This window comes from Pediococcus cellicola, assembly GCF_001438655.1.
Lineage (GTDB): Bacteria > Bacillota > Bacilli > Lactobacillales > Lactobacillaceae > Pediococcus > Pediococcus cellicola.
In genome coordinates, this window is the sequence record NZ_JQBR01000004.1 from 124,561 (window position 1) to 149,959 (window position 25,399).

Here is a 25,399-nt window from a genome sequence, read left to right on the forward strand (position 1 = left end):
AGTAGCAAGCATTCTTGCTCGCTCAAACACGATATTGAAAGGACCACTCTTCTAATATCTTGCTTAACCCCATTATAAATGAAAACGCTATTTTAAACAAATAAAAAACAGGAAAAAACACCTTTATCGACACAAAGTGATACACTCAACCAGACCAGCTCCTGCTGTATAAAGTGTCTCTGCCGCATGTCGCAATGTGCGCCCCGTTGTGTAGACATCATCTACTAACAGAATTTTTTTGTTTTTAACTTTTGGCTGCCAATTTTCGGCGATTTGAAAATGATTAATCGTCCGTAAACGATCCTGTCGTTTCTTTTGAGATTGCCGTTTTTCATCTTTTTTTCGATGCATAACTAACAAATTAGTCACCGCTAAATCACCTATCAAGCCGATCACTTGGTTAAAACCACGTGTTTGCCACGTTTGTTCATCAATAGGCAGTGGTACAACGAAATCTGAAGGCTTTTGTGCTTTTATAAACATTTCAAATTGTTGGCAAAAGACGTGACGTAAACGATAATCCCCTTGAAATTTATAATCGTGCATGTATTGTTTCATAGCCGCATTATACGTGTACAGTGCCTGATTATGAAACACGTAATTTGATTTAACTTGCCATTTTTGACAATCGTGACACAAATTTGTTGAACTTTGAATACGCCCACATACTGGGCAACTCTTAGCAGCTTCAATTTTTTGAAAGGTTGATAAGCATTGCTCACATGTTGGCACCATCTGATACTTTTGAGGTAATAACAAAAAGCTGAGTGGCCAAGCCGATCGGATGACTCGATTACACAGTAGACAATTCATATAGTTCCTCCTTAGCCTTTCGATTCACAAACCGGATTTGTTGCATCGCTTTTTTTACACTTCGCGAAATTCCTGCACACACAAAGACGACATTACCTGTTGGCCGTTTCGGATTACGTCCGACCCGACCAGCAATTTGAACCAATGCTGCTGAAGAAAATGTAGCATCATCCGCCCCCAAGACACACACATCGATTCCTGGAAACGTGACGCCACGCTCCAAAATCGTTGTTGTAATAAGACCATCAAGTTGCTGTTCGCGCATTTGTTGTACCTTTTCCAACCGTTGTTCATCTGCAGAATAGACCGTTTTAACGTTTAGATGCGGAAATAAGCAATTTACTGCAGTTAAAACTAACGGTAGATGACGAATATGTGGCACAAAAATCAGAAATTGACGTTTGGCCTGTTGACACTCTGTAAGTAATTTTTTGACAGACGTAGGCAATTGCTTTTTACCCAATTTTTGATACCAATTTAAAACTAAAACAGGCTTAATTTCTGGTAGTGGATGCCCATGAAACCGTCGTGGCAAATAGCTCACTTGTAATTGTTTTTGCCGAACTTTTTTTAATAAATCATCCCCAGGAGTCGCCGTCAAAAACAGGCACGATCCTGTTTTCTTTTTGGCTTGTTGCGTGGCAAACAGCAGCTTTTTATTCTGGGCATAAGGAAAGGCATCCACTTCATCAATAATCAAAATATCAAAAGCATGGTAAAATCGAAGTAACTGATGGGTCGTAGCAATTGTCAACTGGGTATATCGATAAGGCTGTTCTTGATGGCCGTGTAACAATGCAATTTCCACTTCCTGAAATGCCGCCTTTAGACGTGGAAACAGTTCTAAGCAAACATCAACTCTGGGCGAGGCTAAGCAAACACGTTTACCTTTTTGTAAGGCGTCATTAATACCTGGAAAAAGCATTTCTGTTTTGCCGGCACCGGTAACCGCCCATAGCAAATGATCACGCCCCACATCAAAGGAGGCTTGCACTTCGCTTGAACATCGCACTTGACTTGCAGTTAGTTGCCCTTGCCACGTCAGATACGTTGGTAGTGTTTTGAAGTCGTTTGGCTCGTTAATTGTCACAAATTTATCCAATGTAGAGACCCGTCCCAATTGAATACAACCCGGACAGTAATATTCGCCACGTGGTAACGCAACCGTATCCTTACTAAACCATGTCTGGCAGCGTTGGCAACAGACACGGGATTGTGTTTGCTGAAACGTTTCTAGTGTCCGCATTTTTTTAGAGTCACGTTTCCAGTAACGTGGTTTAATGACTAACCGTCCATAAAATTCGGATTCTTCCATTATTCATCACCTAATTTTAAATACGCTAACGAAAGGCAATTCTTTTATGGAAACTAAATTTATTACCATTACTCAAAACGACCAACATGAACTCGATATTAAAAAATCACGTTTCATTGCAAATGGCTTTCGCATCAAAACAGAACAAGAAGCCACAAAATTCATAGCAGAAATCAAGTCCTTGCACCATAAAGCGAATCACCATTGTTTCGCTTACATGCTTGGTGTAGACGACCACATTCAACGAGCAAGCGATGATGGCGAACCCTCTGGGACAGCTGGCGTTCCAATATTAGAAGTCCTTCAAAAAAATCACGTGCACAACACTTTGGTAGTCGTGACACGTTATTTTGGGGGCATCAAATTGGGTGCCGGTGGTCTCATTCGTGCATACAGTAATGCTACTTCCCAACTGTTAGAACAAACTGGATTAGTCAACCGTGTTGAACAAACGCTCTTACATCTAACTATTACCTACGCCCAACTTGATCAGCTCACCCACTGGTTAAAAACGCATGCCTATCAGATTCAAGATACCAAGTATACTGATCAAGTGGTGGTAGCAGTTGCGGTGACCACCCACGATGTTGACTCTTTTCAAGAGGCTTTAAAGAACCTTTTTCGTGGACAAATCGCCTTTCAACCACAAGGTACACAATATAATGAAATTCCATTTAAGAATGACGACTAAAAAAGCCCTTTAAAATGATGATGAGCTGACTCTCTGCTCAAATTTCATCATTTTAAAGGGCTTGATTGATTCACTACAAACCAATACTAGTCTTGATTCTTTTTATTTTTTTTATCCATTTGTTTTTGTTTCATATGTCGAATCTCTCTTTTTTCACGTTCATTTTCCAAACGATCACTTGCCTCTTTGGAAGTTGTGGAAGTTACAATTTTTTGTATCCAATTCAGGAATGGTCTCCGGTCTCGACCAACCAGACCGATTGCTTCGACAAAAAGCTCCAAGCCGATTAAGATACCAATGGTTAACAGGACAGATCCCCAAATTGGAGAAATCGGATATAGCAATGCAATAAACGAAAAGATTAGAGAAATACCGTAAATGACAAAAACGGTCTGCCGATGGGTCAGACCCATCTGCATCAAACGATGATGAAGATGGCGTTTATCTGCATGTGAAATGGACTCCTTATTTAAGATTCGTCTAAGCATGGCGAACACGGTATCCGTGATTGGTACTCCCAATATCATCACCGGAATGATCACTGAAATAAAAGTGGCATTTTTCAGTCCAGATAATGAGAACACCGAGATCATAAATCCAATAAATAAGGCACCTGTATCCCCCAAATAAATCCGTGCCGGAAAGAAATTATAAGGCAAGAAGCCAATCTCTGCTGCTGCCAAAGTAAAAATCATGATAACCGTATAGACATTTGGCGTGGGTAAGAAAAACAATCCCGTAACTCCGGTTGTAAAAAGAGCAATAATTGAAACACCCGTAGCTAACCCATCCAAACCGTCAATTAAATTAATCGCATTGGTAATGGCGGCAATCCACAGATACGTAATTGGAAAGCTTAACCATCCCAAACCAATCGTTCCTACAAACGGGATGGTTAAGGTTGTCATTCGAACACCAGCAAAAATGAAAACTTCAATCGCTGCCAGGGAAATTCCGATCATTTTCTGATAAGGCTTTAAGACAAAAATATCATCTATAATCCCGGTTAGCACAATGAGACATTCACCACCAAAAATTCCCCACAGCTGACGCGTTGGAATTTGATCACGCAATAAAAAGAAAATAGCAAAGTTAAAAGCTAAGAAAATTGCTAAACCGCCCATTGTGGGCATGGGGATCTTGTTTACTCGCCTTGCAGTAGGTTCATCGACCGCCCCAACTTTAAAAGCAAGCCGTCTAACAAACGGTGTTAGCACAGCAGAAATGATCGCTGTCGCAAATAAACTTACAATAATTTCAAATCGCATGTTAGACCCCTTTTCTCGTCAATATTCTTATTATACAAACCCCACAGAAGTAACACAAGGTCCATGATAGCACTCCCAAATAAAATGAAATTAAAAAACTGGCTATGGAGCCTAAAACTCGTTAACATAGCCAGCTTTTAAAAGCCTAAATTATATTTAAATTTAACTTCGTGTCCTACTCATTTAAATGGTAATGATAAGTAGAAACAATAATATTTTCACGTGAGTTTAGCGCCGCTCTGAGTCGTAACCCAGTTTGGTTATGCAGAATATTTTGCCAAGGTCGCCTTGGTACAAATTGTGGCACCAAAACAGTTGTCGTGTAGTTTCGTTCCGCGGCTCGTCTGGCAATGACATCACAAAAACGTAGTGTTGGATTAGCAATTGAACGATATGAAGAATGGATATCTACAAACCGTACATCTGGATATTCTGCTTTAAATTCAACAGCCGTCTTATGCTCTTTCTTGGGATCTGCGTCAAAGGAAACATGCATCGCAATGACGTAGTCTCCAATAGACCTCGCATAATTAATTGCGCCTGCAGTCACACGCGTGACATTGCTGACCAACACAATCACAGTTGAACCATCATAGTCATGCAATTGCACTTTACCTTTAGCTGCAATTCGCAATTGTTTAGCAACTTTCACGTAATGCTGGTGAATTTTGAAGAACAAGCGTAATAAGACTGGCATCACAATCAAATATGGCCAAACGTTCCCAAAGTGTAAGAAGAATAAACAAACAACAAGTCCAAATGATAACGCTGCGCCTAGAAGATTAGCTGAAGATTTTAATAACCAATGCCCTGTCCGTTCTCGGAACCAATGAATAATCATCCCCGATTGAGACAAAGTAAATGGCACAAAAACACCAACTGCATATAAAGGAATTAACAAACTTGTTTGCCCATGGAAAATCAGGATTAGGACAATGGCACCCACTGCCAAAGAAATGATCCCATTTGAGTATCCGAGTCGATCCCCACGATCCATATAGGCATGTGGCATATATTTATCTTTAGCTAAATTATATGCCAACATTGGAAACGCTGAGAATCCAGTATTAGCAGCTACCGCCAAAATTAAAGCCGTTGATAGTTGTAGTAAATAGTAGAACAGCCCATGACCAAACACCATTTCACCGACTTGTGAAAGAACTGTCTGCTGGCTATTTGGCAAAATACCGCCAGCATAGCTCAAGAATGTAATGCCCGCAAAGAAGACTGCCAAAATCAAAGCCATAATTGTTAATGTACTTGCTGCGTTTCTTCGTTTGGGTTTCTTAAAATTAGGAACCGCATTACTAATAGCTTCAACCCCAGTTAATGATGAAGACCCGGATGACAGGGCTTTTAAGAAGAGTACCACTGTCATTCCTGGAACAGCCGTCCCAACACTGGCAGCGGCATGTGCCACTACCCTTCCAGTTACAATGTTGAAGAAGCCAATTCCCACCATTATTGTGATCATCACAATAAAGAAATAAACTGGAAAAGTTAAAAATGAAGCTGAATCACGTAAGCCTCTGAGGTTTAGTGCCATAATTCCCAGCACAATCAAGATTGCAATTGGTACAGAATAGGGATGCATACTTGGGATTGCTGAAGTAATGGCTTCTGTTCCTGAAGTGACACTAACAGCAACCGTTAGCATATAATCAACTAACAAAGAACCACCGGCAACTAAACCAGCTGATTTTCCCCAGTTAGTACTTGCCACCACATAGGCGCCACCACCGGAAGGATAAGCCTGAATAATTTGTCGATAAGACAACGTAATGGCAAACAAAAGAATTAAAACAATTCCAGCGACTGGCAAGGCGTACCAAGTAGCTGCTGCCGAAAGCACAAGTAATACCGATGTAATCTGTTCAGTACCATATGCAATAGATGACAAAGCGTCAGATGATAATAACGCTAAAGCCTTAAATTTAGTTAGGGCTTGTCCACCTTCATCCAAAGTTTTAAGTGGTTTACCAATCAAGAGTCGTTTTAAATAACGCCACATTTTATAATGCTCCTCTACAAAAATAAAATTAACCCGAGTCATAAACCCGGGCACTGCAAATCAAACACAAGTTTACTACAAATAAACTTGTTATGCCATCCTAATTTATTGTTTCCTTCGTAAACCCCTCTACGCAGTCCATTCAACCACATCTATACATGAAGTGCAACTTTAATATCCACAATCTAAATGCTTAAATTGGATCATGTCAGTTTGTCTAATCCCCATTTAGAAATCAAAAAAAGCTTCAAAATCGACCTATCATCGATTCTGAAGCTTTAAAATCTAAATTTTTCTTTACATCATACCGCCCATGCCACCTGCTTGTGGTTGTGCAGCAGGAACGTCAGCCTTTGGATCTGGCTTGTCTGCAACAACAGCTTCAGTAGTTAAAAGCAAAGCAGAAACACTAGCTGCATTTTGCAATGCTGAACGTGTTACCTTAGTAGGGTCCACAATTCCAGCTTTAACCATGTCTTCCCAATTACCTGTAGCGGCATTATAACCAACACCAGGTTTTTGTTTCTTAAGATTTTCAACAACAACTGAACCTTCTGCACCGGCATTTACAGCGATTTGACGAACTGGTTCCTCCAAAGCACGTTTGACAATGTTGATTCCAGTTTCTTCGTCGCCCTCAGCCTCTAAGCCTTCAAGTGAAGAAATGGCATTAACAAGTGCAGTACCACCACCAGGAACAAAGCCTTCTTCAACTGCAGCCCGTGTGGCATTCAAAGCATCTTCAATTCGGTATTTCTTTTCTTTTAATTCTGTTTCTGTAGCAGCACCAACTCGAACAACAGCAACACCACCGGCTAATTTAGCCAAACGTTCTTGGAGCTTTTCTTTGTCAAAATCTGAAGTTGTTTCAGAAATTTGTTGTTTAATGGTTGCTACACGCTCAGCAATTTGATCTTTGTTGCCAGCACCTTCAACGATTGTCGTATCATCTTTTGTAACTGTCACTTTATTAGCTTGACCTAATTGATCGATTGTAGCATCTTTCAAGTTTAAGCCTAAGTCATCTGTAATGACTGTTCCACCAGTTAAGATAGCAATGTCTTCAAGTTGTGCCTTTCGACGATCACCAAAACCAGGTGCCTTTACGGCTACAACATTAAACGTACCACGCATCTTGTTTAATACCAACGTTGGTAAAGCTTCACCAGTAATATCGTCAGCAATAATTAAAAGTGAACGACTTTGTTCTACAACTGATTGTAATAATGGCAAGATGTCTTGAATATTGCTAATCTTCTTATCCGTAATTAAGATGTAGGGATTATCTAAATCAGCTTCCATCTTATCATTATCAGTAACCATGTATTGTGACATATAGCCACGATCAAATTGCATACCTTCAACCACGTCAAGGGTGGTATCCACACCACGTGATTCTTCAACTGTAATGACACCATCATTACCAACTTTTTCCATTGCGTCAGCAATCAACTTACCTACCTCTTCATTAGCGGCAGAAATTGAAGCAACTTGAGCAATATCATCTTTAGTTTTAACAACGTGTGACATTTTGTGAAGGCCTTCAACAGCTGCCTTAGTAGCTCTCTCAATCCCGCGACGAATGCCAACTGGGTTAGCACCAGCTGTCACATTCTTCATACCTTCGTTCACAATTGCTTGGGTCAAAACTGTAGCTGTCGTTGTACCATCACCAGCAATATCGTTGGTCTTTGAAGCAACTTCGGAAACAAGTTTTGCACCCATGTTTTCAAAGTGATCCTCTAAATCAATGGCCTTTGCAATCGTAACCCCATCATTTGTGATTGTGGGTGAACCATAAGATTGTTCCAAAACCACGTTACGTCCTTTAGGACCAATTGTAGATTTAACTGTGTCAGCTAATTTGTCGACACCTTTTAACATTCTTGTTCGTGCATCTTCAGAAAATTTAATTTCTTTTGCCATAAATCATTTCACCTCATAATTTTATTTTGATTAGTCAACAATTGCGACAATATCTTTTTCATGGAGCACTAAGTATTTTTTATCCTCATACGAAACTTCAGTGCCAGCATACTTATCAAATATCACTGTATCACCAGTTTTAACAGAAGGTGCAAGCTTTTCACCGTTATCTAATACGCGTCCCTCACCCACGGCAACAACTTTACCGCTTTGTGACTTTTCTTTAGCATTACTTGCCAAGACGATGCCACCAACGGTTTGTTCTTCTTCTTCCTGAGCTTCTAAAATCACGCGATCTCCTAATGGTTTTAACAATATAAATCCCTCCAGTTATTTATAATGATTTAGCACTCTTGATGTCTAAGTGCTAACAACAATATTTACTATATCATTCTCAATTTAGAATGCAAGCTTTTTACTGACCTTTTTTGACAAAAGGATTCAGCACCTTGCTAAACATGCTATACTAAAGGAATAATTATGGGAAAGGAATTTTTGTGAGGTGTTTAGCATGCAGCTTGAAAAAAAATCTATCTATATTTTAATTACGTACATTATCGTTTATCTTTTGCCTAGTTTTTTAAATAGTTTTTTTAAATTAAGCACAACCATGATTTTTAATGTTCAAATTATCGATTACGTCTTGGGTGCCATTATTTTAAGCTTTTTGGCTTTTCACAACATGCCCCACAATCTTCCCGAACAACACCAACGCAGTGTGTGGCAAACCATTTTATGGGGGCTTTTAGGCTTTATCGTGGTCATTTTTCTTCAGTCCGTGATTTTACGACTCATCGCACAAATGGGTGGTCAAACTGCCTCTCAAAATACAAGTAGCTTGCTGGCAATTATCAAGCGTTACCCACTGTACACCCTGGCCATTGTGGTTGGTGCACCAGTGATGGAAGAAATTGTCTTTCGAAAAGTTCTCTTTGGTAATTTGGCGACGGCTTTACACTTTATGAATCCTAAAGTCTCCCAAGTGGTCACCGCCCTCATTGCCAGTGGTCTTTTTGCCTTTGCACATGCAGATGGTCACCTGATCTTATACGGCGCGATTGGCCTTTGGTTTTGTTGGTTATATCAACACACCGGTCGCATTCAAACGTCAATGATTGCTCACATCCTGATGAACACGCTAGTTGTTCTTCCAATTTTAATGACAACCGTATAAACTTACTCGTGATTCACAGCATAGATTAGTGTCTGTAATTCATTAGTCAAATCAATATTTTGAATTCGGACATCATCTGGTGCACTAAGTCTGACAGTCGTAAAATTCATGATACCTTTTATACCAGCGTCCACCAATTTGTCAGTTACCGCTTGAGCAATTGCAGCTGGGACTGTAATAATGGCTATCTCAATTCGCTGGTCTTTCAGTTGCTCTTGTAAATTTGCCATTGCATAGACGGGAACATTACTTTGAACTGAACCAATCAATTCAGGATTAATATCAAAAGCAGCACTAATTCGGACGTTACTGTTTTTGTGAAAGTTAAAGTTTAATAAGGCATGCCCAAGATTTCCAACCCCAATTAAAGCCACGCTGGTCAGTGTGTCCTGGTCGAGGATCTTTTCAAAAAAAGTAATTAATTTACGGACATCGTAGCCATAACCACGTCTTCCCATTGGTCCAAAGTAGGCAAAGTCGCGGCGAATAGTGGCAGCATCGACTTGAATGGATTCTGCCAGTTCTGCAGATGAAACACGCAATTTATTAGCATAAAGCAAATTATTTAAATATCGATAATACAACGGTAATCTTTTAGCCGTTGCTTCAGGAATTTTTTTATTCATAGTTGCCCCTCTCTTCAAGTTTGTGAATAAATAACAAACTTATTTTACCACTTAACGATGATCCGCTACATTTCATTCAGAACAAATTATATTTCGGAAAGGATGATCCATTTTGATTTTATTGCAGGCCCAAAATGTCAGTCGCGAATTTAGCGGTGACCCACTCTTCGCAAACGTTACGTTTGACATTCAAGACCAAGACCGGATTGGCTTAGTTGGCAGAAACGGTGCTGGCAAGACCACCCTCCTAAAGATGCTTATCGGACAAACTGTTCCTGATTCTGGACAAATCACTTCTAAAAAGGGACTTTCTATTGGTTATTTAGCCCAAAACCAAGGTTTAGATACGCAAAAAACGATTTGGAACGAGATGCTCAGTGTCTTTCAACCGCTTATCGTGCTGGAAAATGAAATTCATGAAATTGAACATGAACTTAGCTCTGAACAAATCATTGCCAATCAAACTGAGTTTACCCGTCTTTCTACCTTATATGACCAAAAACAACAACAATTTAAAGCTGAAAATGGTTTTGGTTACCAAGCAGAGATTCGTGGCGTTTTGCATGGCTTTGGTTTTGAGGAGGCCACCTACAAGCACCCAGTTGAAAATTTATCAGGAGGACAAAAAACTAAATTAGCCCTTGCAAAACTTTTACTGGAACAACATGATTTACTCGTGCTAGACGAACCGACTAATCATTTAGACATGAGCACCCTTAATTGGCTAGAGAATTACATCAAAAGCTATCATGGCGCCCTTTTAATTGTGTCACATGATCGCTATTTCTTAGACCACGTTGTGACGCGTGTTTTAGACTTAGATCGAAAAACAGTAACCAATTATATAGGTAACTATTCAAATTACATTGATCAAAAGGCCAGTCGTTTAAAAACAGAATGGAAAGCCTATGAAAAACAACAGACCAAAATTAATAAACTAGAGGATTTTGTCAATCGCAATATCGTCCGTGCCTCAACCACTAAACGTGCCCAAAGCCGGCGAAAACAACTAGAAAAAATGACAGTTCTTGAACGTCCCACTGAGACCAATGGCGAGATGCATTTTCATTTTGCTGTTAAGCAAGCCAGTGGTAACGTTGTGTTGACCGTCACAGATGCAGCCATTGGGTATGATCAACATATCTTATCAAGCCCAATTAATATCGAGCTTAACAAACACCATGTATTAGGTATTGTTGGCCCCAACGGAATCGGTAAATCTACCTTGTTAAAAAGTATTCTGGGCCAAATTCCTTTTTTGCGCGGCACTTACAAACTAGGAACTGGTGTACAAATTGGTTACTACGATCAGGAACAACACAATCTTGACGATAAAAAGACGGTTTTAAATGAACTTTGGGATGAGCATCCACTCGTGGATGAAAAAGATATCCGTTCTTTACTCGGGAGTTTTTTATTTTCTGGAGATGATGTCGCAAAACAAGTCAAAAATTTAAGCGGTGGCGAACGTGCGCGCTTACTTTTGACAAAGCTTACCATGCAAAGGGATAATTTTCTGATCTTGGATGAGCCAACCAATCACTTGGACATTGATAGCCGTGAAGTTTTGGAAAATGCTTTAAATGAATTTGATGGCACCGTTTTATTTGTATCACATGACCGTTATTTTATTAATCGAGTAGCGACAGAAATTCTGGAAATTTCAACACAGGGCAGTCAACTCTTTTTGGGGGACTATGATTATTACTTAATGAAGCAACAAGAGCAGCTTGCAAATGCACAGGAAGCGTACAAGAATCCGGAAGTCCATAATCAGCAACCTGATTCAAACAAACAAAATTATCTGGCTTCTAAGGAAAAACAAAAAAGTCAGCGAAAACTTCAGCGTGAAATTGACAAATTGGAGACCGAACTTGATCATTTAGCTGATCAAGAAAAGCACATTCAAACTCAAATGGCCGACCCAACGATTTTCAATGATCATCTCAAACTAGAAGAATTGCAAAAACAATTAACTCTCGTTCAAACCGATATCACTCAAACTGAAAATGCTTGGACACAAAAGAGTGAAGAACTAGAGGAAAATTAATTTCTTGCCACAAAAAAAGAGACCAGGAAGCTGGTCTCTTTTTGTCTCTGAACTTTAATAGTCGAAATTGAAGAAAATGCTGCCTTCCTCACTTAACTACGGAAAATACACGACTCGTTGAGTGAATCATCCGGTTTCCTAGTCTGCCATAGCAATTTTAGTTACATGGACAACGTCGGCTGCTTGCAATCAAAATACCTTTTTCCCCTCTTTTTATGCTTGGAAAAATATATCAATTAGTCGATCACAGTCCGATTGCCAGCGCGAATTATTGCGTGTCGGATAAATGCGATTAGTTAAGCACACAAAACCTCTTTTTCGTGCAGGATCAAATGCTAAAATTGTTCCAGTATAACCAGTTTGCACATACTGTTCCTGGTGGTTAATTCTTCGCCAACCTAATGTTCGCCCAGCTTCATCGTAACTGGCCATCAAATCGAATAAGTTCGGATCTAAGATTTCTTTTTGCTGATACTTGCCTCGGTTAATCATCATTTCGGTGAAAACCGTTAAATCACTTAAAGTTGAAAACAACCCTGAATGACCGCTTTCCCCATTTAACAATAACGCCTTATAATCATTAACCTGACCTTGAATCTGTCCACGTTGTACATCTACTTCTGTAGGTACAAAGCGCGATTTAGGTCGGTTTAAATTATAACCCGTATTAGTCATGGCCAAAGGATACCAAATGTGATCTTGCACACTTCTATCAAGTGAGCCATTTAGCGTACGAATAATCAGTCCTAACAGAATAAAGCCTAAGTCTGAATAAACTGTTTTTGTCCCTGCTTGATAAGCCAGCGGATCTTCATATATTTTCTTTATAAGCTCAACACCAGACAAATTATGTGTATTAGACACATCAGCCGGCAACCCACTGTTATGCAAGAGTAAGTTTTCAATAGTCACTTCTGGATGAGAAAAGCCAGGTAAATACGCTGTTACCGAGTCTTTCAATCCTAATTCATGAACAGCGAGAAGCTGAAAGACGCGAGTTGTTGTCGCCACTACTTTTGTTAAGGAAGATAAATCATAGATCATGGAGGGGTCTAATCGTTCTGCAAACGTATCTTTTCCTTGAAAGCCATGATAAAAACTATCAATTTGGTTTTCATTAATAAAACTAAAGGATGCTCCATAGACATCGCCACGGTCAATGATGGCATCGATTTCATTTTTCATTTTTGTAAATCTATCTTCTGTCATAACTTTGTCCCCAATTCGTTTTATTTAACGGCGTCTGGTACCCAGTCAAACTCTAAACTTGGTTCAGCATTCAAATTTGCATCTGCAAAAATATGATGATTCATCGCAACATAACCAGCAGCTCCTATCATCGCTGCATTATCTCCACACAGTTTTAAAGGTGCTTTCACAAAATCAAGTTCTGGCTGACTTTTTGCCAACTGCTTGTCAAGTGTCTCGCGCAATCCACGATTGGCGGCCACACCACCTGCTAAAATAAGTTGTTTAACCGGCAACTTAGCACAAGCTGTCAAAGTTTTTTGCACAATCACATCAATTACACTTTGTTGAAAACTAGCTGCCAAATCAGCTTTGTCCAAAGTTTCGCCAATTTGATCAGCATGATGTACTGTGTTAATAAAAGCGCTCTTCAAGCCGCTAAAGCTGAAATCTAAATTGTCTTCATGAATCATGGCCCGAGGAAAATGAAAATTATCTTTTCCTTGATGTGCAAGTTCATCGATTTGCTTACCAGCTGGATAGCTGATTCCCAATACACGCCCTATTTTATCATAGGCTTCTCCGGCTGCATCGTCACGTGTTTCACCGATAATTTGAAATTCATTTTCATAAGGCATATAGACAAGTTCCGTATGACCACCAGAAACCAACAATGCCATCGCTGGAAAAACAATGGGTTTCACAAATCGAGCCGCATAAATGTGTCCGGCCATATGGTTAACCGGAATAAGTGGCAAGTCATTGGCATAAGCAAAAACTTTAGCAGCCGCCACACCAACCAATAAAGCACCAACTAATCCTGGACCATATGTGACAGCAACAGCTGTGAGTTGTTCTGTTTTGATTTGGGCTTCCTTTAAGGCTTCATCGATGCAAATGGTAATTTGTTCGATATGATGCCGACTAGCTACTTCAGGAACTACCCCACCAAATCGCTTGTGACTATTGATTTGCGTGGCAATCACATTTGATAAAATCTTTTGACCGTCTTCAATCACGGCCACGCTGGTTTCATCACAACTAGATTCAAATGCTAAAATCAAATTCTTTTTTTTCATAACTCTCCTAATCTCCACGGGTCAAGTCTAAGGTCATATCGATGGCATCTTCATGATCACCAAAGTAGTAATGAGCTTTAACGCCTGTTTTCTCAAAGCCTAACTTCAAATATAATGCCTGCGCACGCAAATTACTGCGTCTTACTTCAAGGGTCATTTTTTGATAACCAATATACTTGGCTTTCTTGATCATTGTATCAAGCAAATAACCACCGATGCCGCGATTTTGTTTATCTTCTACAACAGCCACATTCGTAATATGAGCCGTTTTACTCCGATCATCAAACGATGCGCCAATAAATCCCAACATACGATCATGATATCGAATTACCAAATATAGCCGGTCATACTTTCGACGTAGTTCATTAGCAAATGCCGTCCTGTCCCAGGGTGTTTGCCCTTCATAAACCGAGCGTTCCACATTTAAAATATCAGGAATGTCAGGTATCATGGCTTTGGCGATAAAGTAAGTGTCATCTTCAATGCGAATGACATGATCTCGAATCTCAAAAGCTTGCTCTCTTAATTGTTTTGTACGATTAAAAAATCGGTCTTTAATAATTGCTTTAAATTTTTTCAACATACGGCTTCGTATCCTCTTGTGGATGTTGTTTCTTCCATTCAACCTCAGCTTGTGTAAGACGTAAATACTTTGGAATGAAATTGAACGGATGTGCAACTGGTTTGGCATCTAAACCAAGCTGTCCAAGTACAAATGCATTTGGTAAATTCTGTGCGTCGGCAACCCGTCTGAAATTATTTCCGAGTGCTTCGTGTAAAATCTCGGCGTACACCGCCACATCTTGACCAACAAACCAAACAGGTTCTTGTTGACTAGCCAATTGTGCCACCAGTTTTTCAATCGAGATATGACGATCTGCCATTACCGCCTCTAACCCATTTTTAGTGCGACGATAGACACCAGCAAAAACATTTTGGCGTCTAGCATCAAACATTGGGACAATTAAGCGGCCTTCATCACTCACATTTGCAGCCAATGCAGTTAAACTCGAGATACCAACTAAATCAATATTTAACGTATAAGCTAGTGTTTTAGCGGTGGTTGCTGCAATCCGTAAACCTGTATATGATCCTGGGCCTTCAGCCACAACAATCCGCTGTAAATCACTTGCATGCACGCCGGCTTGTTGCAAAAGAGTTTCAACAACTGGAAGTAATTGCACGCTATGGTTGCGCCCAATGTTCGTGGTAGTCATTGCCAACAAGCGATCATCCTCTAAGACCGCAGCGCTTAGTGGTCGATTCGAAGTGTCTAATGCCAATAATTTCATTACTCATTTTCCTCATTTATAAATTTTTGTAGCTGTCACTTAAATAATTACGCTTTTTTTCAGCGTTTCAACTTCACAGCATTAATCACACATCATTTGAATCAAGTAATGCTTTTCCCTAAATATCTTATCACAATTTTACGTTTGGGTAAGCACCCATAAAAAAGAACTCGGAAATCACTTAAGATTCACGAGTTCCTCAAACTTAACTAGTCTTCAAAACCATTTGGATGCTTTTGCGTCCAATTCCATGCTGTTTTGATGATTTCATGAACATCATCATACTTAGGTTGCCAATGTAAAATCTCACGTGCTTTATCACTTTTTGCAACTAAGGTATCAGGATCTCCAGGGCGCCTAGGAGCCACCTTTGCCGGAATGCGCTCACCAGTTGCTTCCCGAGCTGCTGCAACAATTTGTTTAACTGAAAATCCTGTTGATGAGCCTAGATTAAATGCGGCGCTTTCATGCCCTGCCTGTAGATATTTCATGGCAAGAATATGGGCGTCTGCTAAATCCATGACGTGAACATAATCCCGCACATTTGAACCATCCGGGGTCTGATAGTCATCCCCGAAAATCTGTAGCTCAGATCGTTTTCCCAAAGCCACTTGCAAAACAATCGGAATCAGATGGGTTTCTGGATGATGATCTTCACCAATTGTGCCATCTTCCGCTGCACCCGCAACATTAAAGTAACGTAAGGCTACAAACTTAATGCCATAGGCCACGTCCGCCCAATGCATGATTTTTTCCATCATGAGTTTACTTTCCCCATATGGATTAATCGGATTTTGTACATCAGTTTCTTTAATGACTGCATTTTCAGGATTCCCATAAGTAGCAGCCGTTGATGAAAAGACAATCCGGTTGACATGGTTAGCATGCATTGCTTCGAGTAAAGTAATCACACCACCCGTGTTATTATCAAAATATTTTAACGGATCCTTCATGGACTCCGGAACAATTGAAAATGCCGCAAAATGAATCACCGTATCAATTGATTCTTTTTGAAAAACATCATCCAAAAAGGCCCGGTCACGTACATCACCTTTGTAAAAGCGTGCTTTTTTGGAAACAGCTTGTCGATGACCTGTTACTAAATTATCAACCACTGCCACATCTTCACCTTGTTCAACCAATCTTTTTACCATGTGGGAACCAATGTATCCTGCGCCACCAAGTACCAAAACCGCCATGATATGCCTCCTCTAATCTGTATACATGCCCCTATTATAGCATAGCTCCTCCGCCAAATCCTGATTTATAGCGATTGCCAAGTACACTCAGCTTCACAGTAAGTTTCACCATTAACCAGCATCTTATGTAAGGTTTGCATGTTACCTTTTTCATCAGTCGTTTTAATCGCCTGACTAGTGACCACATGTCCATATTGAATCTCTTTGTGGTACTGAATATTAAGCCGGGTAGGCATATGCGTTTGTAAAAAATCGGCCGGTAACACATCAAGTAACCATTCAAAATAATGAGAATTATTGACATGACCATTGGTATCCAAATCAAAATATCGAACTGGGTACGTTTTAACCATCACTTCTTGTTGATCATCTGGTATTTTGCGAACACGCGGCAAACGCGCCAATCGTTTCACTTCATCACTACCGTATGGATCAACCAATTCTGGAATCAAATTTCCCATTCGACGTGTTTTATGATTCATCAAAACAAAATTGCTATTAACTCGCATTAAGGTTTGACCTTGATCATCTGTTACTGAAAAGTGACGTTCACAAAAGAACTTATTACGAGCTGTGGCTTCTGTCCCTAATTGAATGGTTGTTCCAATTTTAGGAAGTTTCGCAATTTCCATCACATACTGGGTGACAACCCAGCCCACTCCGTATTTCATGACTTCACTGGTTCCAACACCTAACTGTTCGCTTTGATCTTCAGATGCTAAAACCATTAAATTAACGAGCATGGGGATCGAAGCGTGATAAGTACGATCACCATCATAATAAACAAGACGATGTTTTTCGCTAAATTTTTTTCCTGCCACTGGTCATTCTTCCCCTCTGTCGAATTTATTTGTTAATGTTTTATTCTTTTAGATGATGGTAATTATTATAAACATCCTGCTTTTTAAGTCCACGTAACTTTGCGACCTGTTTGATCGCATCATTAGGCTTTTCACCAGTACTAATTAAATTAGCTACTTGGTCTTCAACAGACATCTCAGGCAGAGACTCCGTCAAACGCTCTTCTTGTTGATTACCCTCAACGATAACCACAAATTCACCACGAACTTCATTATCACTGGCCCACGTCAATAATTCCTGTAAATTTCCTCGCAAAAACTCTTCAAACTTCTTAGTGAGTTCCCGACACAGCACGGCCTGACGCTCGCCACCAAAAATTGCCACCATATTTTTCAAAGTTTTTTTCAATCGATGTGGTGCCTCATAAAATAGAAGCGTTTCTTTTTTGGGAACCAGTTTTTCCAATTGTCGTTTTTGCTCTGCGGGCTTGCGATTTAAAAAGCCAAAAAAATAAAACGGCTGTGGACTTAAACCTGAAGCAATCAAAGCCGTCAACCCGGCGTTTGCCCCCGGTAAGGGCACAACTGGAACCTGATTTTTAATACAAGCAACCACTAAATCGTGCCCAGGATCACTAATCGAGGGCATTCCTGCATCACTCACTTGAGCAATATTTGTTCCTTGCACTAATTTAGAAACCAGTTCCGGAACCCGTTCTCTGGTATTGTACTCATGAAAACTAATTTGCCTTGTTTCGATTTCAAAGTGATTCAGCAGCTTTTGTGTATTTCGTGTATCTTCAGAAGCAATTAAATCAACCGTTTTTAAAATTTCCACACTGCGAAAAGTCATATCTCCCAGATTACCAATTGGAGTTGGCACTAAATACAACGTACCGGTTGCTTGATTTTTTGCAAAACTTTTTTGTGATTGCACTGTCTTACTCCTTACCGGTCTCCATAAATTACATCAAGACAAAAAGCACATGGTTCATCGTTTTCACGGTGCTTGCCAAACCACTCATTGCACACATGATAACCACGCCCGTACAACTTTTCTAAATTTTTCCGTGATTTTGAAAGGCCGTGTTTCGTACTTTTTTGCTCTTCTTTTTTGGAAGGCTGTTCATATTTACTGAGACGCTCACGTAAATGCTCGTTTTCAATCACGAGTTCAGCATTTTCCTCTAATATTTCTGTCATTCCATTTTGAAGCTCTTTGATTTGATCCAACATTCGCTGAGTTTCATCCTGAATACCACTGAAACTTTCGTATATCTCCCGTTTATTCACAATTTCACCTCATTGCACAATCACTACGCTTAAAATGCATCAGTAAATTTGACATAATCGAATTGTCAAGGCTTCCATTACATTTTGAAAACTGACATTTCGATTCAATAGATTTTTTGCTTCCAGCGCCTTTTGAGTGGCCAGAAGTAACGACGACATTGATTTCGTTGCTAATTTCGCGTTAATTTGCGGGTCTTGATTAGGGAAGCTCAGACGTGTGCTTTGTGGATTCACTTTTAAAATCAGTGCCTCTCGACAAAAGAGCATCACAACGTCCAGAATCAATTGTTGATTGTCTTTGGTTTTAGCTAAACCAACAATTTTGGCTTGTACCTCTACAAAAGCACGCATGTCTTTTTGATAACTCATTAAAAACCAACGACTTAATGCCGTTTGAACTTGGGACAGCCAATCATCCTTCACCCAATTTTCCACTTCTGCCACACTATTCGTCAAGTTCATTACCATGGCAATTAAACTCGGCGCAATGTTCTGGCTTTGCAATTCTGTTTGAAATTGATCCTGTGATAGCGGTTTTAACTCAACCACTTCAGTTCGCGAAATAATGGTTGGTAACATTAAATTTTTGTTAGCTGTTAACAAGAAGGCCGTCACATTTGGGCTTGGTTCTTCAATAAACTTTAAGAGGCTGTTAGCTGCCCCAGCAGTCATTTTATCTGCATCAGAAATTATAAAAACCTTTTGATTTCCTTCAACTGCACTCTTAGTAAATTCAGCCTTCAAAAATCGCACTTGGTCGACCTTGATACTTTGTCCATCAGGCTTTACCATGACGACATCCGGGTGCTGTCCTGTGCTAATTCGACGACATTCTTGACACACCCCACACGGTTGCCCATCTTGAAGATTTAAACAAAAAAGACGCATTGCAATCCATGTTGCCAACTCGTCTTTTCCAATCCCGGTTTCACCTGCAAATAAATAGGCATGCGCCAATTCGTGGTTTTCAATCACCTTAGCAAAGTGTTGCACCAAGGCGGGCTGTTTGTTAAAAATTACCGTTTTGATATCATCGGCCGTCATTTAGTTGCTGCTCCTTTATTGCTAAGCTTTAAAACTGCTGAAATTTCTCAATTGGCATCACAAACACGGTTGCACCACCAACCTGGACTTTCACTGGATAAGCTGTCGTCCCTTCCATACTAGCATCTAGATTTACAGGTGGTGTCATGAATTCTTCACGACTGTGAGAAGCTTCTTTGATCATTGCTAAAACTTCATCCACTCGCTGATCATCAATCCCAATCATATACGTGGTATTACCTGACTTTAAAAAGCCGCCAGTTGTAGATAGCTTTGTTGCTCGAATATTGGCATCAATAAATTGGTCACTCAATTGACTCGCATCTTTATCTTGTACAATGGCAATAATTAATTTCATAACATTCGCGCTCCCATCTAATTAACTAATTAAAAAATTCTTGATTTGCAGCATAGATTATCTTTTCAACATCCTGAACAACTTGATCTTTACTTTTGGTGGCGTCAATAACCTTAATTCGTTGCGGTTGTGCCTTAGCAATTTCTAAATAAGATTTACGGACACGTTGATGAAACGAGAGTTGTTCCACGTCCAAACGATTAATTTCATCAGTTCGGTGGGTCATGATGCGCTGCAAACCTACCTCGGACGGGACATCAAAATAAATGGTCAGATTGGGCAACAGTCCCCCTGTGGCAAACAGATTCATTTGATAAACCTCAGTTGTTCCAATTTGACGACCAGCCCCTTGATAAGCCACCGAGCTATCAATATAACGATCACACAAAACCAATTTATTTTCATCTAATGCTGGTTGGATGGTTTCTACAATGTGCTGACGGCGAGCGGCTGCGTACAATAAAGCTTCTGTTCGGTCATCCATCTCAGTGTTCTTGCGATCCAAAATAATGTGACGAATTGCTTCTGAGATTCGGTTGCCACCAGGTTCTCTTGTGACCACTAATTTGTCTTTTAAAACAGGTGTTAAATCGGTAACTACCTTATTTAGCGCAGTTGTTTTTCCCGCCCCATCTGGTCCTTCAAATGAAATAAACTTTCCTTTCACAATGCCATCTCGTTTCACCTATTTTTACTACATTTCCGTTCGGCCTTCAACAGCCTTAAACAAGGTCATTTGGTCTGCATACTCAATATCACTACCAACAGATAAGCCATGAGCCAGACGTGTTACTTTAATACCCGCCGGCTTAATCAGTCGTGATAAATACATGGCTGTAGCTTCCCCTTCTGGTGTTGCATTTGTTGCCACAATAACTTCTTTAATTGCTTGATTAGTCTGCAAGCGTTTCAAAAGGCTCGAAATATTCAAATCTTCTGGGCCTTTACCTTCCATTGGTGAAAGAACACCTTGTAACACGTGATAGAGGCCATGATACTCCTTCATGTCTTCCATGGACATCACATCTTTAGGATCTTCAACCACTAATACTGTTGATTGATCACGCGACTTATCTCGGCAAATTTCACAAGGATCCTCCTCAGTGATATTGCCGCAAACACTACAAAAATGTAAGTCACGTTTGGCAGAAACTAGCGCTTTTGCAAACTCCGTCACGTCGTCTGCCTGCATGTCAATCGTAAAGAAGGCCAATCGTGTGGCACTTTTTTCACCGATTCCCGGTAATTTCATATAACTATCAATTAATTTTGCTATTGGCTCTGGATACTGCATTTAAAAGCCCTCATTCTTACATTCTAGGTAGGCCCTTTGTGTACTTACCCATCGTTTTACTAGTTTGCTCATCAATTTGCTTCATGGCGTCATTAACAGCTGCCACAACTAAATCTTGGAGCATGTCTACATCATCTGGATCTACCGCTTCAGGCTTGATGGCAATATCTTTCATAATCTTATTACCTGTAAAAGTAACTTTGACCATATCATCAGGAGCTACACCGGTAAACTCAGTTGCATCTAATGTATTCTGTTCCTCAGTCACCTTTTTTTGCATTTTTTGCATTTGGCGCATCATATTTTGCATATTTCCCATTCCGCCGCGCATTTTAGTTCCACCTTTCATTTTTGACTAATCATTTTTGACTTCCACCGTATCCGTGCCAAATAGGTCTTGTGCCTTTTGAACAATTGGATCCGGCTCTTGGTTTTCACTTGATTCTTTAACTTCATCTGCTGAAGGATTCCCATTTTCTTCTTGGGTAGTACCTTCATTATTTTGTAAATCCTCTTTATGTTGATGAATATAGCTCTGCCGGATTTCTGGCCACTGTTCAGCATCTACATAAGCAATCTTGAGATCATGACCAACCAATTGATCGATATCTTTGCTCAGCAAGTCACGTAATTCGCCATCATCAGCTGCACGTTCATACAAAAAGGCATAATTAAAGGCAATAACAGCCCCTTCCTCACTCGCCGCTACAGGTTGCGCGACATGCATTAGGGCCCTTTGCGTTACATCCAACATAGACATTAAGTCTGGCCAAATCTCTTTTAATTGTACCAAATTTTGCTTTGTTGCGTTGGCTAAGACCGGATATATTTTGGAAAGATTTGGTTTAACTTTATGACTACGTGCCTTATTTACACGTGCCACAGCTTGGCTTTGTGGTTGCGATCCAGTGTTAGAAATCGTCTTAGTTTCAAGTTGTTTAATCTGGTCAGTTAACTTTTTAACCTGATTTTGGAGTTGATTTATTTCTGCATTGGTCTCACCTTCAACTGGTAGCTCAGTCTTTTGTGGCTGATTACGCGTTTGGGGTTTCGCAAGCTTAATCGTCAAGACTTCCATATATACATCCGGATGAGTGGTAAAACGCATTTGCTGTTGAGTTTCATTCAAATAATCAATCATTTGATAAATCTGTTCAGCACTCAGTGTTTTGGCAAACGTCTTAAACTGATCATCCACATCGCCCAATGACTGGTCCACAATCAAAGCCGGATCCTGCTGATACAAAAGCAAGTTGCGACAAAAATTAATGAGATCTTCGATAAATCGATTAGCGTCCTTACCCTCAGCCAAAACTTTCTCTAAAGTCTCTAGTGCCTGACTAACTTGCTGACTGCTGATCTCATCAACATACGTATTCAGCAACTCATGATTCACGCTGCCTGTCACTTGCAAGGCATTTTTTAAAGTGATTTCATTATCTCCAAAAGACAAGGTTTGGTCCAAGATGCTAAGTGCATCCCGCATGCCACCTTCAGCTGCTTTAGCGATAATCATTAACGCTTTTTCATCGAAAGTGATTTGTTTCTGTTGCAAAATGTAAACCATTCGCTTGTAACTATCTTGCGTTGAAATGCGTCGAAAATCAAATCGTTGGGTTCTAGAAATGATGGTCAATGGTATCTTTTGTGGCTCCGTTGTGGCTAAGATAAAGACAACGTTTGCTGGTGGCTCTTCTAAAGTCTTCAACAGTGCGTTAAAAGCCCCGGTCGATAACATATGAACTTCATCAATAATATAAACCTTATAATCCGCTTCTGTGGGGGCATACTTAGCTTTATCACGAATATCACGGATTTCTTCAACCCCATTATTGGAAGCCGCATCGATTTCAATGACATCATTTAAACGTCCCTGCGTAATCGCCTTGCACGTTGAACACTCATTACACGGTTCTCCATCTTTAAGGTGATGGCAATTAATTGCCTTGGCAAAAATCTTAGCCGCCGACGTTTTACCTGTGCCTCGTGGGCCGGTAAATAAATAGGCATGACTGGTTTGCCCGGTAATGAGCGCATTTTTTAGGGTCTGGGTGATAACTTGTTGCCCAACAATTTCATCAAACCGTTGGGGCCGCCAAACGCGATATAAAGCTTGATAGCTCATTTTGAATTTCCCCTCAATCATTTTTGCAAACTAAATAAAAAGCTCCTAGCCATAGTAGTGACTAAGAGTTTCTCAATTTCCTAATAACTTAAGGCACAAGACAGAACAGACTTAGTGCTGCTTCCTTCCGGACCTGACACAATTCGTAAGTCCACCCTTGCCTTAAGGCCTCTCGGCACTATTAATAATACTCGAATTCACTCAAAATTTCTACTAATTTGTTTATTTTTTTTGCGACTTTTTTTTGGGCCCGTATTTCACGGAAAAAATCCTGCATAATCTGACTCGCCTCACGCCCAAAAAGTCCCTCGTGAATTGTAACTTGATGATTTAAACGCTGATCAGATAACAACTGATATAAACTTTGTACCATACCAGCTTTCGGATCACGAGCTCCAAAATAAATTTCAGGAATTTGTGAGTTAATAATTGCCCCACTACACATCATACACGGCTCAATGGTAACAAATAATTGGCACTCCCACAGCCGCCAACTTGATATTTTTTGGCAAGCCTGTTGAATGGCAATGATTTCAGCATGTGCCGTAGCATCTTGATTTTGCTCACGCAAATTATGTCCGCGTCCGATAACTTGATTCTGGCAGACGACGACCGCACCTATTGGGACCTCACCCATTTCTTTGGCTTTCCGAGCCTCTTCTAGGGCCAAGCTCATGAAATAGAGTTCTTGATTAGTAGCTAAACTTGGCATATTACGCCTCCCTAACACTCTGGATAATATAGTAGCCTTTTTCACGACGGAGAATTTCGGCATTTCCAAAAGTACTAGTCATGGTTCTTTTAGCCGACGGTGCACCCTGCTTTTTTTGAAGCACAATCGTTAACGTCCCACCGATTTGAAGATGATTTTTAGCTTCAACCAATATTTTGGACACAACTTCCTTCCCAGCTCGTACGGGAGGATTAGAAATAATCGTTTGATAATCTGCGGACTTCACTGTGTCATACACATTAGATTCCCAAATGCGGACATTTTCAATCTGGTTCTGTTGGGCATTCTGCTGACACAATTCTAAAGCACGGCGATTCACATCTACCATGTCAACCGATATTTGTGGTAAAACTTTGGCCAGGGCTAAGCCAATGGGACCATAACCACAACCCACATCTAAAACTGGCCCCTTATCAATTTTTTTCAAATTCAGTGTTTCCAATAAAACGCGTGTGCCAAAGTCAACTGTATCCTTTGAAAAAACACCGTTATCCGAATGGAAAGTCAGATTTTGTCCTAATAATGTGAATTGCCACTGTCTTTTTTCATGTAAAACTTCTGGATTTTGTGTATAATAATATTCAGTCATAAATAAGCTCCTCTTTTGAACCTATTATATCGAATTATCAATCAAAATACATAACTAACTTAGCGTTAGGTCGATTACTAAAAAGTGAACCAAAATTGTTTTTCTTCAAAACCTTATCAGACCACCATATTTAGTATGAGTATCAAAAAAAATACTAAATATGGTGGTCTTTTCATTGAAATTTACATTATATGCTGTATACTGAATTTATTCGTTAAACATAAAAGAAACAGAGAACTGAGGGTGAATAGTATGAGTGAAGTAACAATTTATACAAAAAACAACTGTATGCAATGCAAGATGACAAAACGTTTCCTAAGTGAACATAATATTCCTTTTAAAGAACGTAATATTAATACGAACCCAGCTTATATTGACTACTTGAAATCTCAAGGCTTTCAAGCGGTTCCGGTTGTCGAATCAAATGGCAATGAGCCTATCGCTGGCTTCCGGCCTGATATTTTGAAACAACTTGCTATCTAGTAGAAGCATCAATTATCAGGATAACAAAAACGCATCATGCTGCCTATT

At 39.9% G+C, this 25,399-nt stretch carries 27 protein-coding genes and 1 other RNA gene; 4 read left to right on the top strand and 24 right to left on the bottom strand.

Translation table 11 applies throughout. The annotated features are described in order from the left end of the window. Nucleotides 1-123 precede the first annotated feature (123 nt). The gene (locus IV80_RS05020; protein ID WP_057750460.1) at nt 124-813 is read right to left on the bottom strand and encodes a ComF family protein; all 690 of its coding nucleotides are present in this window, start codon (nt 811-813) and stop codon (nt 124-126) included. Next, the gene (locus tag IV80_RS05025; protein WP_057750464.1) at nt 794-2,128 is read right to left on the bottom strand and encodes an ATP-dependent helicase ComFA; all 1,335 of its coding nucleotides are present in this window, start codon (nt 2,126-2,128) and stop codon (nt 794-796) included. The genes IV80_RS05020 and IV80_RS05025 overlap by 20 nt, the downstream gene beginning before the upstream one ends. A 46-nt stretch (nt 2,129-2,174) precedes the next feature. Between IV80_RS05025 and IV80_RS05030 the strand changes: the two genes are divergently transcribed. Next, on the top strand, nt 2,175-2,819 hold the full coding sequence (locus IV80_RS05030; RefSeq protein ID WP_057750467.1) for a YigZ family protein: 645 nt from the start codon (nt 2,175-2,177) through the stop codon (nt 2,817-2,819). 86 nt (nt 2,820-2,905) lie between these two features. Here IV80_RS05030 and IV80_RS05035 read toward each other — a convergent pair whose 3' ends face one another. The 4 genes from IV80_RS05035 to groES form a co-directional block, all read right to left on the bottom strand. Next, entirely contained in the window at nt 2,906-4,087 is a 1,182-nt protein-coding gene (locus IV80_RS05035) for a glycosyltransferase family 4 protein (protein ID WP_057750469.1), read from the bottom strand. 175 nt (nt 4,088-4,262) lie between these two features. Beyond that, nucleotides 4,263-6,098 (bottom strand): APC family permease, encoded by a 1,836-nt coding sequence (locus tag IV80_RS05040; protein WP_057750472.1) that lies wholly within the window; start codon nt 6,096-6,098, stop codon nt 4,263-4,265. 297 nt (nt 6,099-6,395) lie between these two features. Beyond that, the gene (gene groL / locus IV80_RS05045) at nt 6,396-8,024 is read right to left on the bottom strand and encodes a chaperonin GroEL (RefSeq protein WP_057750475.1); all 1,629 of its coding nucleotides are present in this window, start codon (nt 8,022-8,024) and stop codon (nt 6,396-6,398) included. A 30-nt stretch (nt 8,025-8,054) separates the two neighbouring features. After that, on the bottom strand, nt 8,055-8,339 hold the full coding sequence (groES, locus tag IV80_RS05050; RefSeq protein WP_057750478.1) for a co-chaperone GroES: 285 nt from the start codon (nt 8,337-8,339) through the stop codon (nt 8,055-8,057). A 196-nt stretch (nt 8,340-8,535) separates the two neighbouring features. Here groES and IV80_RS05055 point away from each other — a divergent pair, with 196 nt between their 5' ends. Beyond that, on the top strand, nt 8,536-9,198 hold the full coding sequence (locus tag IV80_RS05055; RefSeq protein ID WP_057750481.1) for a CPBP family intramembrane glutamic endopeptidase: 663 nt from the start codon (nt 8,536-8,538) through the stop codon (nt 9,196-9,198). A 2-nt stretch (nt 9,199-9,200) separates the two neighbouring features. Here the strand turns inward: IV80_RS05055 and IV80_RS05060 are convergent, their stop codons facing one another. After that, a complete protein-coding gene (locus IV80_RS05060) occupies nt 9,201-9,824 on the bottom strand; it encodes a redox-sensing transcriptional repressor Rex (protein WP_057750484.1) in 624 nt (207 codons plus the stop codon). Between the two features lie 112 nt (nt 9,825-9,936). On the opposite strand from IV80_RS05060, the gene IV80_RS05065 reads away from it, so the two are divergent. Continuing rightward, a complete protein-coding gene (locus IV80_RS05065; protein WP_057750487.1) occupies nt 9,937-11,874 on the top strand; it encodes an ABC-F family ATP-binding cassette domain-containing protein in 1,938 nt (645 codons plus the stop codon). Between the two features lie 213 nt (nt 11,875-12,087). Here IV80_RS05065 and IV80_RS05070 read toward each other — a convergent pair whose 3' ends face one another. The 17 genes from IV80_RS05070 to IV80_RS05145 form a co-directional block, all read right to left on the bottom strand. Continuing rightward, nucleotides 12,088-13,083, bottom strand: coding sequence for a serine hydrolase domain-containing protein (locus tag IV80_RS05070; RefSeq protein WP_057750489.1), 996 nt, complete (start codon nt 13,081-13,083; stop codon nt 12,088-12,090). Between the two features lie 20 nt (nt 13,084-13,103). Continuing rightward, a complete protein-coding gene (gene tsaD / locus IV80_RS05075) occupies nt 13,104-14,141 on the bottom strand; it encodes a tRNA (adenosine(37)-N6)-threonylcarbamoyltransferase complex transferase subunit TsaD (RefSeq protein WP_057750492.1) in 1,038 nt (345 codons plus the stop codon). A 7-nt stretch (nt 14,142-14,148) separates the two neighbouring features. Next, nucleotides 14,149-14,724 carry a ribosomal protein S18-alanine N-acetyltransferase gene (gene rimI, locus IV80_RS05080; RefSeq protein ID WP_057750499.1) on the bottom strand — a complete coding sequence of 192 codons (576 nt, stop codon included), beginning with the start codon at nt 14,722-14,724 and terminating at the stop codon, nt 14,149-14,151. After that, complete coding sequence (gene tsaB / locus IV80_RS05085; protein ID WP_057750505.1) at nt 14,708-15,433, bottom strand: tRNA (adenosine(37)-N6)-threonylcarbamoyltransferase complex dimerization subunit type 1 TsaB; 726 nt, start codon at nt 15,431-15,433, stop codon at nt 14,708-14,710. The genes rimI and tsaB overlap by 17 nt, the downstream gene beginning before the upstream one ends. A 209-nt stretch (nt 15,434-15,642) precedes the next feature. After that, complete coding sequence (gene galE / locus IV80_RS05090) at nt 15,643-16,632, bottom strand: UDP-glucose 4-epimerase GalE (protein ID WP_057750507.1); 990 nt, start codon at nt 16,630-16,632, stop codon at nt 15,643-15,645. A 65-nt stretch (nt 16,633-16,697) separates the two neighbouring features. After that, a complete protein-coding gene (locus IV80_RS05095) occupies nt 16,698-17,453 on the bottom strand; it encodes an acyl-[acyl-carrier-protein] thioesterase (protein ID WP_057750509.1) in 756 nt (251 codons plus the stop codon). A 40-nt stretch (nt 17,454-17,493) separates the two neighbouring features. Further along, entirely contained in the window at nt 17,494-18,369 is an 876-nt protein-coding gene (gene rsmI, locus IV80_RS05100) for a 16S rRNA (cytidine(1402)-2'-O)-methyltransferase (RefSeq protein ID WP_057750511.1), read from the bottom strand. An 11-nt stretch (nt 18,370-18,380) separates the two neighbouring features. Beyond that, nucleotides 18,381-18,725 (bottom strand): DNA replication initiation control protein YabA, encoded by a 345-nt coding sequence (locus tag IV80_RS05105; protein WP_057750513.1) that lies wholly within the window; start codon nt 18,723-18,725, stop codon nt 18,381-18,383. Between the two features lie 39 nt (nt 18,726-18,764). Beyond that, nucleotides 18,765-19,769: a DNA polymerase III subunit delta' gene (holB, locus tag IV80_RS05110; RefSeq protein WP_057750516.1), complete on the bottom strand. Its 1,005-nt coding sequence runs from the start codon at nt 19,767-19,769 to the stop codon at nt 18,765-18,767. A 28-nt stretch (nt 19,770-19,797) separates the two neighbouring features. Next, nucleotides 19,798-20,127, bottom strand: coding sequence for a cyclic-di-AMP receptor (locus tag IV80_RS05115; RefSeq protein WP_057750521.1), 330 nt, complete (start codon nt 20,125-20,127; stop codon nt 19,798-19,800). Nucleotides 20,128-20,152: 25 nt separating this feature from the next. Beyond that, a complete protein-coding gene (gene tmk / locus IV80_RS05120; RefSeq protein ID WP_057750701.1) occupies nt 20,153-20,794 on the bottom strand; it encodes a dTMP kinase in 642 nt (213 codons plus the stop codon). 27 nt (nt 20,795-20,821) lie between these two features. After that, nucleotides 20,822-21,421, bottom strand: a complete 600-nt coding sequence (gene recR, locus IV80_RS05125; RefSeq protein ID WP_057750524.1) for a recombination mediator RecR — start codon at nt 21,419-21,421, stop codon at nt 20,822-20,824. Between the two features lie 16 nt (nt 21,422-21,437). Continuing rightward, nucleotides 21,438-21,752 carry a YbaB/EbfC family nucleoid-associated protein gene (locus IV80_RS05130; RefSeq protein ID WP_057750526.1) on the bottom strand — a complete coding sequence of 105 codons (315 nt, stop codon included), beginning with the start codon at nt 21,750-21,752 and terminating at the stop codon, nt 21,438-21,440. 24 nt (nt 21,753-21,776) lie between these two features. Further along, nucleotides 21,777-23,546, bottom strand: a complete 1,770-nt coding sequence (gene dnaX / locus IV80_RS05135) for a DNA polymerase III subunit gamma/tau (protein ID WP_057750529.1) — start codon at nt 23,544-23,546, stop codon at nt 21,777-21,779. A gap of 82 nt (nt 23,547-23,628) precedes the next feature. Then, nucleotides 23,629-23,715: signal recognition particle sRNA small type (gene ffs, locus IV80_RS09990), an RNA gene on the bottom strand. Nucleotides 23,716-23,727: 12 nt separating this feature from the next. Beyond that, nucleotides 23,728-24,258, bottom strand: coding sequence for a tRNA adenosine(34) deaminase TadA (tadA, locus tag IV80_RS05140; protein ID WP_057750532.1), 531 nt, complete (start codon nt 24,256-24,258; stop codon nt 23,728-23,730). Between the two features lies 1 nt (nt 24,259). Next, nucleotides 24,260-24,868, bottom strand: a complete 609-nt coding sequence (locus tag IV80_RS05145) for a class I SAM-dependent methyltransferase (protein ID WP_057750535.1) — start codon at nt 24,866-24,868, stop codon at nt 24,260-24,262. A 252-nt stretch (nt 24,869-25,120) separates the two neighbouring features. On the opposite strand from IV80_RS05145, the gene IV80_RS05150 reads away from it, so the two are divergent. After that, complete coding sequence (locus IV80_RS05150; protein ID WP_057750537.1) at nt 25,121-25,351, top strand: redoxin NrdH; 231 nt, start codon at nt 25,121-25,123, stop codon at nt 25,349-25,351. Nucleotides 25,352-25,399 lie beyond the last annotated feature (48 nt).

What these genes read in the sequence shown, in the direction of transcription:
- IV80_RS05020 (WP_057750460.1), bottom strand. Translation starts at nt 813, where the DNA reads ATGAATTGTCTACTGTGTAATCGAGTCATCCGATCGGCTTGGCCACTC.
- IV80_RS05025 (WP_057750464.1), bottom strand. Translation starts at nt 2,128, where the DNA reads ATGGAAGAATCCGAATTTTATGGACGGTTAGTCATTAAACCACGTTAC.
- IV80_RS05030 (WP_057750467.1), top strand. Translation starts at nt 2,175, where the DNA reads ATGGAAACTAAATTTATTACCATTACTCAAAACGACCAACATGAACTC.
- IV80_RS05035 (WP_057750469.1), bottom strand. Translation starts at nt 4,087, where the DNA reads ATGCGATTTGAAATTATTGTAAGTTTATTTGCGACAGCGATCATTTCT.
- IV80_RS05040 (WP_057750472.1), bottom strand. Translation starts at nt 6,098, where the DNA reads ATGTGGCGTTATTTAAAACGACTCTTGATTGGTAAACCACTTAAAACT.
- groL (WP_057750475.1), bottom strand. Translation starts at nt 8,024, where the DNA reads ATGGCAAAAGAAATTAAATTTTCTGAAGATGCACGAACAAGAATGTTA.
- IV80_RS05055 (WP_057750481.1), top strand. Translation starts at nt 8,536, where the DNA reads ATGCAGCTTGAAAAAAAATCTATCTATATTTTAATTACGTACATTATC.
- IV80_RS05060 (WP_057750484.1), bottom strand. Translation starts at nt 9,824, where the DNA reads ATGAATAAAAAAATTCCTGAAGCAACGGCTAAAAGATTACCGTTGTAT.
- IV80_RS05070 (WP_057750489.1), bottom strand. Translation starts at nt 13,083, where the DNA reads ATGACAGAAGATAGATTTACAAAAATGAAAAATGAAATCGATGCCATC.
- tsaD (WP_057750492.1), bottom strand. Translation starts at nt 14,141, where the DNA reads ATGAAAAAAAAGAATTTGATTTTAGCATTTGAATCTAGTTGTGATGAA.
- rimI (WP_057750499.1), bottom strand. Translation starts at nt 14,724, where the DNA reads ATGTTGAAAAAATTTAAAGCAATTATTAAAGACCGATTTTTTAATCGT.
- tsaB (WP_057750505.1), bottom strand. Translation starts at nt 15,433, where the DNA reads ATGAAATTATTGGCATTAGACACTTCGAATCGACCACTAAGCGCTGCG.
- galE (WP_057750507.1), bottom strand. Translation starts at nt 16,632, where the DNA reads ATGGCGGTTTTGGTACTTGGTGGCGCAGGATACATTGGTTCCCACATG.
- holB (WP_057750516.1), bottom strand. Translation starts at nt 19,769, where the DNA reads ATGACGGCCGATGATATCAAAACGGTAATTTTTAACAAACAGCCCGCC.
- IV80_RS05115 (WP_057750521.1), bottom strand. Translation starts at nt 20,127, where the DNA reads ATGAAATTAATTATTGCCATTGTACAAGATAAAGATGCGAGTCAATTG.
- recR (WP_057750524.1), bottom strand. Translation starts at nt 21,421, where the DNA reads ATGCAGTATCCAGAGCCAATAGCAAAATTAATTGATAGTTATATGAAA.
- IV80_RS05130 (WP_057750526.1), bottom strand. Translation starts at nt 21,752, where the DNA reads ATGCGCGGCGGAATGGGAAATATGCAAAATATGATGCGCCAAATGCAA.
- dnaX (WP_057750529.1), bottom strand. Translation starts at nt 23,546, where the DNA reads ATGAGCTATCAAGCTTTATATCGCGTTTGGCGGCCCCAACGGTTTGAT.
- tadA (WP_057750532.1), bottom strand. Translation starts at nt 24,258, where the DNA reads ATGCCAAGTTTAGCTACTAATCAAGAACTCTATTTCATGAGCTTGGCC.
- IV80_RS05145 (WP_057750535.1), bottom strand. Translation starts at nt 24,868, where the DNA reads ATGACTGAATATTATTATACACAAAATCCAGAAGTTTTACATGAAAAA.
- IV80_RS05150 (WP_057750537.1), top strand. Translation starts at nt 25,121, where the DNA reads ATGAGTGAAGTAACAATTTATACAAAAAACAACTGTATGCAATGCAAG.